The organism is Metabacillus dongyingensis, from assembly GCF_019933155.2.
In the GTDB taxonomy this organism is placed as follows: domain Bacteria; phylum Bacillota; class Bacilli; order Bacillales; family Bacillaceae; genus Bacillus_P; species Bacillus_P dongyingensis.
The window spans coordinates 2,470,997-2,484,823 of record NZ_CP082944.1; the positions used below are offsets into that span (position 1 = coordinate 2,470,997).

Genomic DNA, 13,827 nt, shown 5'->3' on the forward strand with positions numbered 1-13,827 from the left:
CCGAGGTTTCGACACACGTCGATTTTGATTTAAAAGGGGAGAAAACATATGACGAAACAACAGCAATTATCACATCACGATGTTTTCCAAGCGCGTAAAAGTTTTACAGTAGGCGGAAAAACATACAACTATTATTCATTAAAAGCATTAGAAGATGCAGGGGTCGGCAATGTTTCAAAATTGCCATACTCAATCAAAGTTCTGCTTGAATCAGTTCTAAGACAAGTAGATGGAAGAGTCATCACAAAAGAGCATGTTGAAAATTTAGCAAAATGGGGAACGGCAGAGCAAAAAGAGCTTGATGTGCCATTTAAGCCATCACGTGTTATTCTGCAGGATTTCACAGGCGTTCCGGCTGTAGTGGACCTTGCTTCGCTCCGTAAAGCAATGGCAGACATCGGCGGAAATCCTGATGTCATTAATCCTGAAATTACAGTGGACTTGGTAATCGATCACTCTGTTCAGGTTGATAAAGCAGGAACAATGGATTCCCTTCAATTCAATATGGAACTTGAGTTCGAACGCAACGCTGAACGCTATAAATTTTTGAGCTGGGCAAAGAAAGCGTTTAATAATTATCGCGCAGTACCTCCTGCAACTGGAATCGTTCACCAGGTAAACCTAGAGTACCTGGCAAACGTTGTTCATGCAGTTGAAGGCGCAGACGGCACATTTGAAACATACCCAGATTCACTTGTAGGAACGGATTCACATACAACGATGATCAACGGCATCGGCGTATTAGGATGGGGTGTCGGCGGCATTGAGGCTGAAGCTGGAATGCTTGGACAGCCATCATATTTCCCTGTTCCAGAAGTAATCGGAGTAAAATTGACAGGCCAAATGCCAAACGGCACAACGGCAACAGACCTTGCCCTTAAAGTAACACAAGTTCTTCGTCAAAAAGGCGTTGTAGGCAAGTTTGTTGAATTCTTCGGACCTGGTGTACCGCAGCTTCCGCTTGCAGACCGTGCAACAATTGCCAACATGGCACCTGAATACGGCGCAACTTGCGGATTCTTCCCAGTAGACGATGAATCATTAGAATACATGAAGTTAACTGGCCGTGACCAGGAGCTTGTAGATGTTGTTGAAGCATACTGCAAAGCAAACGAACTATTCTTCTCACCTGATGTAGAGCCAGTCTACACATCTGTTGTAGAAATTGATCTTGGTGAGATTGAAGCAAATCTTTCAGGTCCTAAGCGTCCTCAGGATTTAATTCCACTGTCAGCTATGCAGAAATCTTTCCAAACAGCTCTTGCTGCTCCAGCCGGCAACCAGGGCTTTGGTTTAGAAGCAGCAGAAGCTGATAAAGAAATTAGCGTAACGCTTGCTAACGGTGAAAAAACAAAAATGAAAACAGGTGCAATTGCCATTGCCGCGATTACAAGCTGCACAAACACTTCTAATCCATATGTATTGGTTGGAGCTGGTTTAGTAGCTAAAAAAGCAATCGAAAAAGGCATGAAGGTTCCTGCTTATGTTAAAACTTCTTTAGCACCAGGTTCAAAAGTTGTTACAGGCTACCTTGAGAACTCCGGATTACTTCCTTATATGAACCAATTAGGCTTCAATGTTGTCGGTTATGGATGCACAACATGCATCGGGAACTCCGGTCCTCTTGCAGAAGAGATCGAAAAGGCAGTTGCTGAAAACGACTTGCTTGTTACATCTGTTCTTTCAGGCAACCGAAACTTTGAAGGAAGAATTCATCCGCTTGTAAAAGGAAACTATCTGGCTTCACCGCCGCTGGTTGTAGCCTACGCTTTAGCTGGTACAGTGAATATCGACCTTAAAAATGATTCATTAGGTAAAGACAAGGATGGCAACGATGTATTCTTTAACGATATCTGGCCATCAATGGACGAAATCAATGAGATCGTAAAACAAACGGTAACACCTGAGCTCTTCCGCCAGGAATATGGCAGAGTATTTGATGATAACGAGCGCTGGAATGCGATTCAGACAACAGATGAGGCATTGTATCAGTGGGATCAGGATTCCACTTATATTCAAAACCCTCCATTCTTTGAAAACCTGAATCCAGAGCCAGGTCTTGTTGAGCCGCTAACGAATTTGCGTGTTGTTGCAAAATTCGGCGATTCTGTTACAACAGACCATATCTCTCCAGCCGGTTCAATCGGAAAAGATACTCCTGCAGGACGTTACCTTCAGGAAAAAGGCGTCAGCCCGAGAGAATTTAACTCATATGGTTCACGCCGCGGAAATCATGAAGTTATGATGCGCGGAACATTTGCAAATATCCGTATTAAAAACCAAGTAGCACCAGGAACAGAAGGCGGCTATACAACATATTGGCCAACTGGTGAAGTGACTTCCATCTATGACGCTTGCATGAAGTATAAACAAGACGGAACTGGTCTTGCCGTTCTTGCTGGTAAAGACTATGGAATGGGAAGCTCACGTGACTGGGCAGCAAAAGGCACAAACTTACTGGGCATCAAAACAGTTATTGCTGAGAGCTTTGAGCGTATTCACAGAAGCAACCTTGTATTCATGGGCGTTCTTCCTCTGCAGTTCAAGCAAGGTGAAAGTGCTGAGGTTCTTGGCTTAACAGGTAAAGAAACTATCGAGGTTCTGATAAATGAAGCAGTTAAACCTCGCGACCATGTGAAAGTAAGAGCAACTGATGAAGAAGGCAATGTAAAAGAATTTGAAGTGCTTGTACGCTTTGACAGTGATGTTGAAGTTGACTACTACCGCCATGGCGGCATCCTTCAAATGGTCTTACGCGAAAAAATAAAAGGCTAAATTGTGAAAAGGACGGAGTTTCCGTCCTTTTTTTGCGTGGTTTTATTGTCCTTTTTAATAAGAGATGATTTAATAAAATAGAACGCAAATAGGTGGTTGTCCTATTACCATCTTCCTTACATATAAATGAGATATAAGGGATATGCAGCAAGGGGGAAATGAAATTGAAACGAATACTTGCCATTGGTCTGCTTGTGTTTTTAGCGGGCTATGCAGTCTGGTTTGCGATCCTGCCTAAAGAACCAAAAGAAGGGCTTGAGATAGGAAATAAGCCGCCAGAATTTGAACTTGAGATGCTAAACGGAGAAAAAGTTCATTTAGATGACGTAAAAGGCAAAAAAGTGATGGTCAATTTCTGGGCTACATGGTGTCCGCCGTGCGAAGCGGAAATGCCGGAAATGCAGAAGCTGCAAAATGAACACCCTGATGAATTGGTTGTTCTTGCTGTTAACATGACAAATGCTGAAAAAAGCAGGGAAGATGTTGAAACATTTATTTCAAAACGGAAACTAACCTTTCCTGTAGCTTTGGATAAGGATGGAAGAGTAAGTGTTCAATACGAAGTATATTCGTATCCCACAACATATTTTCTTGATGAAGAAGGAAAAATCCTTAATATTTCCCGCGGTGCGATGACAAAGGAAACGATGGAGAAACTGCTTGAAATCTAAGTTTTAAAGACTGTTTAGGTAAACTAAGCAGTCTTTTTTTGTTTTTTCTAAAAACTTGTACTATTTTTCTTTTTTATGGCAAAACTGAATGTATTATGTATGGAGGTGTCTCGCTTGAGAAAAATAAAAAAAATGACGTTTGAAGAGTTAGTTCTTGAAAATAAGAAGGAACTGTTGAAGGACCAGGAAGCTTTAAATCGGCTCGAAGAGAGAGTAGAGCAGAGGCTGCTGGATAAGCTCAGTTAAATCCAACACTTGGTTGTCATGTTTGCCGCTCAAATGGTGAAGATAATAGTGAGGAGGCGAAAGATCATGACAAACTCAAATGATAAACAAAGCCATTTCACTCCAAACCACATTGGAACAAAATCCAGAGGTTTTGGCGGAAATAAAGGAAAAAAAATGCAAAATAAATCGAATGAACATCCACAGGTAATGCAAACAAAAGGTGAGTAGTTCAAAATAAGTTTTCATAATATTATTATGTAAACTTATTGTTTGTTTGCATTTCATTCTTATTTTAATCAAACTTAACAAAGGATGTGTTCACATGGGTTATAAATCAAATCCAGATGATCGTTCAGATAATGTTGAAAAGCTGCAGGATATGGTTCAAAACACGATTGAAAATATAGAAAAGGCACAGGAAACGGCAGAGTTCTCAAGTGGCGAAGAAAGAGCCCGCATCGAAGCTAAAAACCACCGCCGTGAAGAAAGTCTTGAAGCCTTCCGTTCTGAAATCAGCGATGAAGCATCTGCACGCGAGAATGGCTATAAATAACTAAAAAAATTATAAAGGATGACCCTCAAGGGTTATCCTTTATTTTTTGTTGCCAATGACAGCATATGGTATGATAATATTTATTCGTTGTCCTAAATTTGGATGCTTCATAAGGAGAGGGAACAAATATGCATGTTTCAAAAAAAGAGATAGAAATAAGGTACGCAGAAACGGATCAAATGGGTGTCGTGTATCATGCCAATTATTTAGTATGGATGGAAGTGGGCAGAACACAGCTGATTCAGGATCTGGGCTTTTCTTATGCAGATATGGAGAAAGAAGGAATTATATCTCCAGTCATTGATCTCCAGGTTCAGTACAAAAAACCGATGAAATACGGTGAAACCGTCAAAGTACATACTTGGATAGAAGAATATAACGGCTTTAAAGTGGCATACGGCTACGAAATGTATACGCCTGAGGGAGAGCTTGCACTTCAGGCAGTTTCAAACCATGTGTGTGTCAAAAAGGAAAATTTCAAACCAATTCAAATCCGCAAAAAATATCCGGAATGGCATGCAGCATATGAAAAAGCGAAAAAGTAGGGATTTCTGTGGCATTTGGAATTAAGCGCAAGGAAATGTCGGATTGGAAAGCCAAAGTAGCAAAAGGAGAGGTTGCATTTCTGACCCATTTTTGGACAGACCCAAGATTTCCTGCTTCGCATGCTGTTACAAAAGCAGGCTGCGCTGATTTGTCCAAGCTCATCGAGTGGGGAGAAACGTTTGGATTAAAGAAAGAGTGGATTCATCATAACAAGGATTATCCCCATTTTGACTTGATGGGAGCGGTACAGCTAAAAGTCTTAGAGGCACATAACTTAATTGAACACATCGAACGTTTCCGTTTACGTTAAAAAAACCGCAGATTATTTACCTGCGGTTTTTTTATAATCAAATACGGGTTCCCTTTTTTCTTCGTCAAAGTCAATCACTAAGTCGTTTTGATCAAAATACCAAATGTCACTTTCTTCAATAAAAAAGGTAATGCCGTTTTTTTCTGTTTTTGCACCAGCTTGCTTTGGCTGATCTTTTACTACACCTAATGAAAAACCCTTTTGTATGGTGCTGGTGCCTCCGTATCGGACAAAAAATCGAAACGAATCTCCGCTTGCAACATTCATTTCATTCTGATACCACTCTGCCGCTTTGCCACTAATATGTATGTTCATCCTGAGTATCACTCCTTCTTTCATACGATACCACGAAAAGGCAAATCAAAAACAAAACTCGGCAAAATTCTTTTAATTTTCTTCATTTAAATTTTGAAACATATGCTCTTGTATCGCATTATTTTGAGCCTGATCAACATTCTTCAGTTCTTTTACGCGGTATGCACGGTTGTTTTGATTGACGACAATTGTCGGAACAAAGCCCGGCTCAGTCACCTCTATTTTTTTTGTTCCTTTTGAAAGTTCTTTCGTTATTTTTGCGGAGAAAATTCCGCCTATTTCTTTATATTCACCAACTTGACCTGATAAGAAGTTTCCTAAAGAGTAGACGACAAAGGTTTTTTTGCCATTTTGACCTTCTACCCATTCCATTGGCTGAAGGACGTGGGGATGATGTCCAATCACTAAATTAACACCCTGATCAGCCAAAAACTTCGCTAACTCCTGCTGTTCCTCATTTGGAAGACGGATATATTCTACCCCCCAGTGCATGCTTACTATGACAGCATCTGAAAGCTTCTTCATTTCTTCAATATCTTTTATCATTTTGGGTTTATCAATTAAATTAACGAGATGAGGTTTTCCCTCTGGAACGGGAATACCGTTTGTTCCGTATGTATAAGCCAGAAAACCTAATTTCACGCCATTTTTATTGATTACCCGAGGTTCATCAGCATCTTGACTGTTTCGGTAGCCTCCAACATAAGGCATCCCGATTTCATCATAGCGGTCAGTCGCGTTCAATATGGCTTTCTCGCCGCGGTCAAGCGTGTGATTGTTGGCAATTCCCGCAATGTCCACACCAGCATCCTGAAATGCATCCACAACCTCGAATGGGCTGTTAAAAGAAGGATAGGTGGACAAACCTATTTCAGTGCCGCCAATCATTGTTTCCTGATTGGCGAATGTGATGTCGCTCTTGCCAATCAAAGGTTTTACATCTTTAATCATTGGTTTGAAATCATACGTGCTGCTGCCTGTTTTTGCATCGTTATAAACACGCCCGTGGATCAATATATCTCCAATTGCTGAAAGTGTAACAGCGGATTTGAATGATTTGGGCTGCTGAGACATATTCATTCCGGAATGCGCTTTCACAGGGTATTCTGTATTTTCCTGCGGCTCTGCCAAAAGAAAGAATGCTGCTCCGATTGCGGCAAGCAGAACGGCAGCTGAGAGGATCCATTTCTTCATCATGTAGTTTTCTCCTATTAATGATCTTTTTTATTATCATAAACGATAGAATAAAAAAAGGAAATCTTATTTAGGCTCATTCAGCCTGATAGGTTAGGGGAATACTATGTGTCCGCTGTGTTGATTGAGATAAAGGTCTTCTGCTTTCTATTTACATGAAAAAAGCTGCCCGAGGGCAGCTTTAAATCCATTTTACTTTAGGTTCTGTTTTATCCCTTATACGTTTAATATTTGCGCGATGACGGTATATAACAAACAGGGACAAAATGCTGACGACTGCAATTAAAACCGGGTCACCGATGAAAATGCTGAAAATGATTGCATAGATGCCTGTGAGCATGGATGACAGTGATACATACTTTGTTAAGTATAAGATCAGAAAGAAAACAGCAAGCATCGTAATGAACATCAGCGGTGCAGAGAACAAGAGAATGCCACCTGAGGTAGCAACTGCCTTTCCGCCTTTGAAATTGGCAAACAACGGGTACGTATGGCCAATGACAGCGAAGATTCCGATCAGCAGCGGATGCACGTTCTCTAAACCAAAAAAGAATGGGAGGGATGCTGCAAGCGTTCCTTTTAGTATATCCGCACTGGTTACAAGCAGTCCTGCTTTTACACCAAGAGTGCGGAATGTATTCGTACCTCCCAGATTCCCGCTCCCATGCTCACGGATGTCAATCCCGTAACCGACTTTCCCGACGATAAGGCCAGAAGGAATGGAACCGAGTAAATAAGCTAAAATAATAATGGCTGCAATAATCAATGAATCCGCTCTCCTTAGTTTATAATTGAATAAAACTATTTTATCATGTAACTAGCACCTAAGACTACGTCATAAAAAAGAAACGAAAAAAAATCATACAAAAGGAGTTTTTACAATGAGTATATCCATCCCATCGAGAGAAGAAATTGGAAAAATATTAAAAAAGAGCAAACGAATCGCTGTAGTGGGCCTGTCGGATCAGCCTGAGCGCACTTCTTACATGGTCAGTAAAGCGATGCAGGATGCAGGATATGAAATTATTCCGGTGAATCCGACAATCAAAGAAGCGCTTGGTGTGAAAGCAGTTGGCTCTTTAAAAGATATAGACGGTCATATTGACATTGTGAATGTTTTTCGCAGGTCAGAGCATTTGCTCCCTGTTGCAGAGGAATTTTTAGAGATTGATGCAGACGTATTCTGGGCTCAATTAGGTCTCGTAAATGAGGATGCCTATCATTTATTGAAGGATAAAGGCTGCACGGTTATCATGGACCGCTGCATTAAAGTAGAACACGCTTTAACAAAATGAAATCACAGGGGGTGACCCTGTGATTTTCTTATGCCGGAATTCTATGAAGAAAGTGATGGTTTGTAAAATGCAGCAATTGCCTCTAAAACAATCGTTGCGGCACCTGCATACATTAGCACGCTTGCAGAGCCTATCCATTTAGAAATTATGGTTCCCGCAAGCTGGTGATGACAGCATAGAGAGTGTATGCAGAGCCATGGCTGCAGCGGATACGCTGCCCATGAATTCTTTAGGGGTTTCATCCTGCAGCAAGTAACCAAAAGGAATGGCAAAAACAGAACCCAACAGCTCTAGCATGAACGCACTTGTATACCATATCCAATAATCCAGAACAAATATTTTTAATCTCCCGAGCCCTGCATGCACAATAATGATTTCGCTAAGAAAACCCGATAACGCTCCCATACCTCTTGCAATTATGACCACACCGCAGCTGCCATCATCCAAATAAGGGGCATCTCACACCGTACAAAGCAATTAGTAAACCACCTAAAGATAGCCCGATTAGTTTCATTGAATAACAGGCTGAAGAACCTGTGACCAAATAATAAAAGCTGGGACTTTTAAAGATTTAAATTGACCTCACAGCATAACCTCCTGTAAGTTCAAGAATTTAACTTGCTATTGCGCCGTTTAAGAAGCTCATGCTCCATGCTGAGGGGGTCTTGTGAGGGCGGCAGAGCCCCATTTTTTAATTTTTCAACAGATTCATCTATCCAGCGAATTTCAGTTTCCAATTTCATTTCTGCATAGCGGATGCCGATCATTCCGATACTTGAAATAAATGAAGTGCCGTTTTGCTGCCAATGGCGGACGTATTGAAGCAGCTCCGTACTCTCTTCTTTTCTTTTCTCTAGATGGGATACTAGAAGATCTTCGTCCATTTCTGAATGCCATGCTGCCAATTTCATAAATAATTCATCTTTCACAGATGGATAGGACGGGGCTTCAGACAGCCAGTTTTCAAGTTCAATCCAGCCTTTTTTCGTCAGTTCATAGTGCTTTTTCTGCCGGCCGCCATGTTCTTTTGAAACAGAGTAAATGTAGTCGTTCTCCTCCAGGTTTTTAAGCTTGGGATAGATGCTCCCATAGCTCATTCCCCAAAAAAGGCTTGAAGCTTTGGTCTCAAATTCACTTTTTATATCGTATCCTGTAGCGGGAGTAAAACTGATGACGGCTAAAATAGAGTGTTCAATCGACAATGTGAGGCCTCCTTATGGATTGATGTATCAATCTGATATATCATTATGTTATGTCTAAAAAGGGAACAAATTCAACATTTTTCCAAAATATTTTCAATTTCAGCGTGCATCTGCTAAGATTTAGTTTGCGAAATTTTTAGCAACAGATAAAATATAGCTTGGGTAATTATTTTTATACGCTACTTTTTCTAAACAATGGTAAACTTGAAAGAGAGTAAAGGTGCAGGGCTTGTCACGTTGCCTGATGGTAAGATATGATAAAGAAACATACGTTCTTAATGTACAGCAATGTCTGACGTGACATTTGTTTTTTTTGAAAGGAGCTTAAATCGTTTGGGTAAGCAGCAGCAGTTTGATTACAATGATGATGCGATTCAAGTATTAGAAGGATTAGAAGCAGTGCGGAAAAGACCGGGTATGTATATCGGCAGCACTGATGCGAGAGGCTTGCATCACCTCGTCTATGAAATCGTTGATAATTCCGTTGATGAAGCATTAGGCGGATTTGGTGATCACATAATCGTGAAAATACATAAAGATAATAGTGTGTCTGTCCAGGACAAAGGGCGCGGAATGCCTACTGGAATGCACAAGCTCGGAAAACCGACAGCAGAAGTCATTATGACAGTCCTGCATGCCGGAGGGAAATTCGGACAAGGCGGATATAAAACCAGCGGCGGGCTGCATGGTGTTGGCGCCTCTGTAGTTAACGCACTGTCTGAATGGGTAGTCGTCACCATCCATCGCGATGGATTTGTCTATGAACAGCGATTTGAAAATGGCGGTAAACCTGCAACAACTCTTGAGAAAATCGGAAAATCGGGTAAAACAGGCACTATCATTCATTTTAAGCCTGATCCAGTTATATTCAGCACAACAACATATAACGCTGAAACATTAAGCGAGCGCTTACGGGAATCCGCTTTTCTTTTAAAAGGCCTGAAAATTGAACTGATTGATGAACGGAATCAAACAAAAGACGTTTATCACTACGAAACAGGAATCGAAGCATTTGTTGCCTACTTGAATGAAGAAAAGGATTCCCTTCACAATGTTGTCTCCTTTGAGGGTATTCAAAACAGCATTGAAGTTGAATTTGCTTTTCAATTTAACGACGGATACTCAGAGAATATTCTCTCATTTGTTAATAATGTGCGGACAAAAGACGGCGGAACACATGAATCTGGTTCCAAAACGGCCATGACCCGTGCATTTAATGAATACGCAAGAAAAGTCGGCATTTTAAAAGAAAAAGATAAAAATCTGGATGGATCAGATATACGGGAAGGACTTTCAGCCATCATTTCTGTAAGAATTCCGGAAGAACTGCTGCAATTTGAAGGGCAGACGAAAGGAAAGCTCGGCACAAGTGAGGCAAGATCTGCAGTTGATTCTGTCGTATCGGAAAACCTTGCTTACTTTCTTGAGGAAAATCCGGAGACAAGCACGCTGCTTGTCAGAAAAGCGATTAAAGCTTTTCAAGCACGGGAAGCAGCACGAAAAGCCCGCGAGGAAGCAAGAAGCGGAAAGAAAAGAAAACGTTCTGAGGCCACGCTTAGCGGAAAACTCACCCCTGCACAATCCAGAAATCCTCAAAGAAATGAAATTTATCTGGTTGAGGGTGATTCTGCCGGCGGTTCAGCGAAACAGGGACGGGACAGACGCTTTCAGGCCGTTCTTCCATTGCGCGGAAAAGTCATTAACACAGAAAAGGCAAAGCTTGCAGACATTTTCAAAAATGAAGAGATTAATACAATTATTCATGCCATCGGAGCAGGTGTCGGAGCCGATTTTAATGTGGAAGACTGCAATTACGATAAAGTCATTATCATGACAGATGCCGATACTGACGGAGCGCATATTCAAGTACTGATTTTGACCTTCTTTTACCGCTATATGAAGCCGCTCATTGAAGCAGGCAAAGTTTTTATCGCTCTGCCGCCTTTATACAAAGTCAGCAAAGGGACAGGAAAAAAAGCGGTTGTGGAATATGCCTGGTCTGATGAAGAACTTCAGGTTGTTCTAAAAAAAGTAGGAAAAGGCTATATGATACAGCGCTACAAGGGTCTTGGAGAAATGAACGCAGATCAGCTGTGGGAAACGACAATGGATCCGGAGACAAGAACATTAATCCGCGTCCGCATTGATGATGCCGCACGTGCTGAGAGGCGTGTCACGACATTGATGGGTGACAAGGTTGAGCCTAGACGGAAATGGATAGAAAGCAATGTTGCATTTGGCTTAGATGAAGAAACCAACATTTTAGAAAACGAGAACCTATCCGTCGCAGAGGAGGAATAACTATATGACACAGCCAGAAAAATTTCGCGATCTCCCTCTTGAAGATGTGATAGGTGACCGTTTTGGGCGTTACAGTAAATACATCATTCAAGACAGGGCATTGCCTGATGCACGCGACGGGCTAAAGCCAGTTCAGCGCAGAATCCTATATGCTATGCATGTGGATGGAAATACAAATGACAAAAACTTCCGCAAATCCGCAAAAACAGTCGGTAACGTAATCGGCAACTACCATCCTCATGGCGATACATCAGTATATGACGCCATGGTGAGGATGAGCCAGGATTGGAAGGTCCGCAATTTGCTGATTGAAATGCATGGAAACAACGGCAGCAACGACGGAGATCCTCCAGCTGCGATGCGTTATACAGAAGCAAGGCTTTCTCCGATTGCATCGGAACTTCTCCGTGATATTGATAAACGTACTGTTGAATTTGTGCCAAACTTTGATGATACCAGCCAGGAACCTCTCGTACTGCCTGCCATGTACCCGAATTTGCTCGTTAACGGCTCAACGGGGATTTCAGCAGGCTATGCGACGGATATTCCTCCTCATCACCTGGGTGAAGTGATCGACGCTGTCATGAAAAGGATTGATCAGCCGAACTGTTCGGTTGACGAGCTGATGACGGTGATTAATGGTCCTGATTTTCCGACTGGAGGAATCATCCAGGGAATCGAAGGCATTAAAAAAGCCTATGAAACAGGAAAAGGCAAGATCATCATTAGAGGAAAAGCAGAAATTGAAAGCATCAGAGGCGGAAAACAGCAAATCGTCATTACAGAAATCCCTTTTGAAGTGAATAAAGCCAATCTTGTCAAAAGGATGGATGAGTTCAGAATTGAACGGAAGCTGGATGGCATTGCAGAAGTCCGTGATGAAACAGACCGCACAGGCATGCGAATCGTTGTTGAGCTGAAGAAAGAAGCAGATGCACAGGGCATCCTGAACTATCTTTATAAAAACAGTGATTTGCAGGTGCCTTACAATTTCAATATGGTTGCCATTCATAACAGAAGGCCAACGTTAATGACGCTTCCGACAATCTTAGATGCGTATATTGCACACCAGAAAGAAGTCATTACTAACCGTTCCAACTATGACTTGCAAAAAGCACGCGAAAGACAGCATATTGTTGAAGGTTTAATCAAGGCACTTTCGATTCTTGATGAAGTCATTGCGACAATTCGTGCTTCAAAAGATAAGCGGGATGCTAAAGATAACTTAATTTCTAAATTTCAGTTTACAGAGCTTCAGGCAGAAGCCATTGTCTCCTTGCAGCTATACCGATTAACCAATACGGATATAACGGCGCTTCAAAATGAAGCTAAAGAGCTTGATGAAAAAATCACAGCCCTTCTTGAAATCCTGAACAACGAAAAAAGATTATACCAAGTCATCAAAGCAGATTTGAAAAAAATCAAAAAGACGTATGCCGATGAAAGAAGATCTGTCATTGAAAATGAAATTCAGGAGATTAAAATCAATCTTGAAGTCATGATTGCTTCAGAAGATGTAATCGTCACGGTGACGAAAGATGGCTACATTAAACGCACAAGCGGACGGTCATATGCAGCATCAAATGGCCAGGACTTTGGAATGAAGGAAACAGACCGTTTGCTCGCTAAATATGACATAAATACAACTGATGTCGTTCTTCTCTTTACGAATAAAGGAAATTACATCTATTGTCCTGTGCATGAATTGCCTGATATCCGCTGGAAGGACCTTGGGCAGCATATCGCCAATATCGTAAATCTAGAGCGGGATGAACAGCTGATAAAAGCGATTCCGGTCAAAGACTTTACAACTGAACAATACTTGCTGTTTGTCACTAAAAACGGCATGGTCAAAAAAACGGAGTTAAAGCTGTATAAAGCACAGCGATATTCTAAGGCATTGATGGCAGTAAACTTGAAAAATGATGATATCCTGATAGATGTACATGTTACATCTGGAAGAGATGATCTCTTTATTGCAACACAATTCGGGTACGGCTTATGGTTCTCAGAGGAAGAAGTGAACATCGTAGGAGCAAGAGCAGCGGGTGTGAAAGGCATTAACTTAAAAGAGGGAGATTCCGTAGTCGGAGGCTCAGCCTTTACAGCCGGAGAAATTCCTCAAGTTGTTATTGTTACTCAAAGGGGAGCCGCTAAAAAAATGTCACTCAAGGAATTTGAAAAAACCTCACGTGCAAAACGCGGATTGATCATGCTGCGCGAGCTTAAAAATAACCCTCACCGGTTAGTCGGCATGCAGATCATTCGTCCCGAGGATACGATTATGATCAAAACGGAAAAAGGACAGATTGAAGAAATTGCACCTCAAACCTTAAGAGCAAATGATCGTTACAGCAACGGTTCATTTTTCATAGATGAAGGAGATTCAGGATCTGTAAAAGAAGTTTGGCGCATAACGAAATAATTAATGATAAAA

Annotated in this window: 15 protein-coding genes; 10 read left to right on the top strand and 5 right to left on the bottom strand. The window is 41.4% G+C overall.

All coding sequences use genetic code 11. From position 1 onward, the window contains the following. The first annotated feature begins 48 nt into the window (after positions 1 to 48). The 7 genes from acnA (at position 49) to K8L98_RS12305 (ending at position 5,083) form a co-directional block, all read left to right on the top strand. Positions 49 to 2,775, top strand: coding sequence for an aconitate hydratase AcnA (gene acnA / locus K8L98_RS12275; RefSeq protein WP_223442895.1), 2,727 nt, complete (start codon positions 49 to 51; stop codon positions 2,773 to 2,775). 158 nt (positions 2,776 to 2,933) lie between these two features. Next, positions 2,934 to 3,446, top strand: a complete 513-nt coding sequence (locus K8L98_RS12280; RefSeq protein ID WP_223442898.1) for a TlpA family protein disulfide reductase — start codon at positions 2,934 to 2,936, stop codon at positions 3,444 to 3,446. A 105-nt stretch (positions 3,447 to 3,551) separates the two neighbouring features. Then, the gene (locus tag K8L98_RS12285) at positions 3,552 to 3,692 is read left to right on the top strand and encodes an FbpB family small basic protein (protein WP_375142520.1); all 141 of its coding nucleotides are present in this window, start codon (positions 3,552 to 3,554) and stop codon (positions 3,690 to 3,692) included. A 66-nt stretch (positions 3,693 to 3,758) separates the two neighbouring features. Continuing rightward, entirely contained in the window at positions 3,759 to 3,902 is a 144-nt protein-coding gene (locus K8L98_RS12290; protein ID WP_223442901.1) for an acid-soluble spore protein N, read from the top strand. 94 nt (positions 3,903 to 3,996) lie between these two features. Beyond that, complete coding sequence (tlp, locus tag K8L98_RS12295; protein ID WP_223442904.1) at positions 3,997 to 4,227, top strand: small acid-soluble spore protein Tlp; 231 nt, start codon at positions 3,997 to 3,999, stop codon at positions 4,225 to 4,227. A gap of 128 nt (positions 4,228 to 4,355) precedes the next feature. Continuing rightward, positions 4,356 to 4,772 carry an acyl-CoA thioesterase gene (locus K8L98_RS12300; protein ID WP_223442907.1) on the top strand — a complete coding sequence of 139 codons (417 nt, stop codon included), beginning with the start codon at positions 4,356 to 4,358 and terminating at the stop codon, positions 4,770 to 4,772. A gap of 8 nt (positions 4,773 to 4,780) precedes the next feature. Next, a complete protein-coding gene (locus K8L98_RS12305) occupies positions 4,781 to 5,083 on the top strand; it encodes a hypothetical protein (protein ID WP_223442910.1) in 303 nt (100 codons plus the stop codon). Between the two features lie 12 nt (positions 5,084 to 5,095). Here the strand turns inward: K8L98_RS12305 and K8L98_RS12310 are convergent, their stop codons facing one another. From K8L98_RS12310 to plsY, 3 genes are all read right to left on the bottom strand, one after another. Next, a complete protein-coding gene (locus tag K8L98_RS12310; protein ID WP_223442913.1) occupies positions 5,096 to 5,398 on the bottom strand; it encodes a HesB/YadR/YfhF family protein in 303 nt (100 codons plus the stop codon). A gap of 72 nt (positions 5,399 to 5,470) precedes the next feature. Continuing rightward, positions 5,471 to 6,595 carry a CapA family protein gene (locus K8L98_RS12315; protein ID WP_223442916.1) on the bottom strand — a complete coding sequence of 375 codons (1,125 nt, stop codon included), beginning with the start codon at positions 6,593 to 6,595 and terminating at the stop codon, positions 5,471 to 5,473. 178 nt (positions 6,596 to 6,773) lie between these two features. Then, positions 6,774 to 7,358: a glycerol-3-phosphate 1-O-acyltransferase PlsY gene (gene plsY, locus K8L98_RS12320; RefSeq protein ID WP_223442919.1), complete on the bottom strand. Its 585-nt coding sequence runs from the start codon at positions 7,356 to 7,358 to the stop codon at positions 6,774 to 6,776. 115 nt (positions 7,359 to 7,473) lie between these two features. Here plsY and K8L98_RS12325 point away from each other — a divergent pair, with 115 nt between their 5' ends. Beyond that, positions 7,474 to 7,887, top strand: coding sequence for a CoA-binding protein (locus K8L98_RS12325; protein WP_240549822.1), 414 nt, complete (start codon positions 7,474 to 7,476; stop codon positions 7,885 to 7,887). Between the two features lie 138 nt (positions 7,888 to 8,025). Here the strand turns inward: K8L98_RS12325 and K8L98_RS12330 are convergent, their stop codons facing one another. Together K8L98_RS12330 and K8L98_RS12335 are read right to left on the bottom strand one after the other, a co-directional pair. Further along, positions 8,026 to 8,334, bottom strand: a complete 309-nt coding sequence (locus K8L98_RS12330; RefSeq protein ID WP_223442921.1) for a hypothetical protein — start codon at positions 8,332 to 8,334, stop codon at positions 8,026 to 8,028. 158 nt (positions 8,335 to 8,492) lie between these two features. Further along, positions 8,493 to 9,089 carry a PadR family transcriptional regulator gene (locus K8L98_RS12335; protein ID WP_223442923.1) on the bottom strand — a complete coding sequence of 199 codons (597 nt, stop codon included), beginning with the start codon at positions 9,087 to 9,089 and terminating at the stop codon, positions 8,493 to 8,495. Positions 9,090 to 9,422: 333 nt separating this feature from the next. Here K8L98_RS12335 and parE point away from each other — a divergent pair, with 333 nt between their 5' ends. Both parE and parC read left to right on the top strand, forming a co-directional pair. Continuing rightward, on the top strand, positions 9,423 to 11,390 hold the full coding sequence (gene parE, locus K8L98_RS12340; protein ID WP_223442925.1) for a DNA topoisomerase IV subunit B: 1,968 nt from the start codon (positions 9,423 to 9,425) through the stop codon (positions 11,388 to 11,390). 4 nt (positions 11,391 to 11,394) lie between these two features. Beyond that, the gene (parC, locus tag K8L98_RS12345; protein ID WP_223442927.1) at positions 11,395 to 13,815 is read left to right on the top strand and encodes a DNA topoisomerase IV subunit A; all 2,421 of its coding nucleotides are present in this window, start codon (positions 11,395 to 11,397) and stop codon (positions 13,813 to 13,815) included. The last annotated feature ends 12 nt before the right edge of the window (positions 13,816 to 13,827 follow it).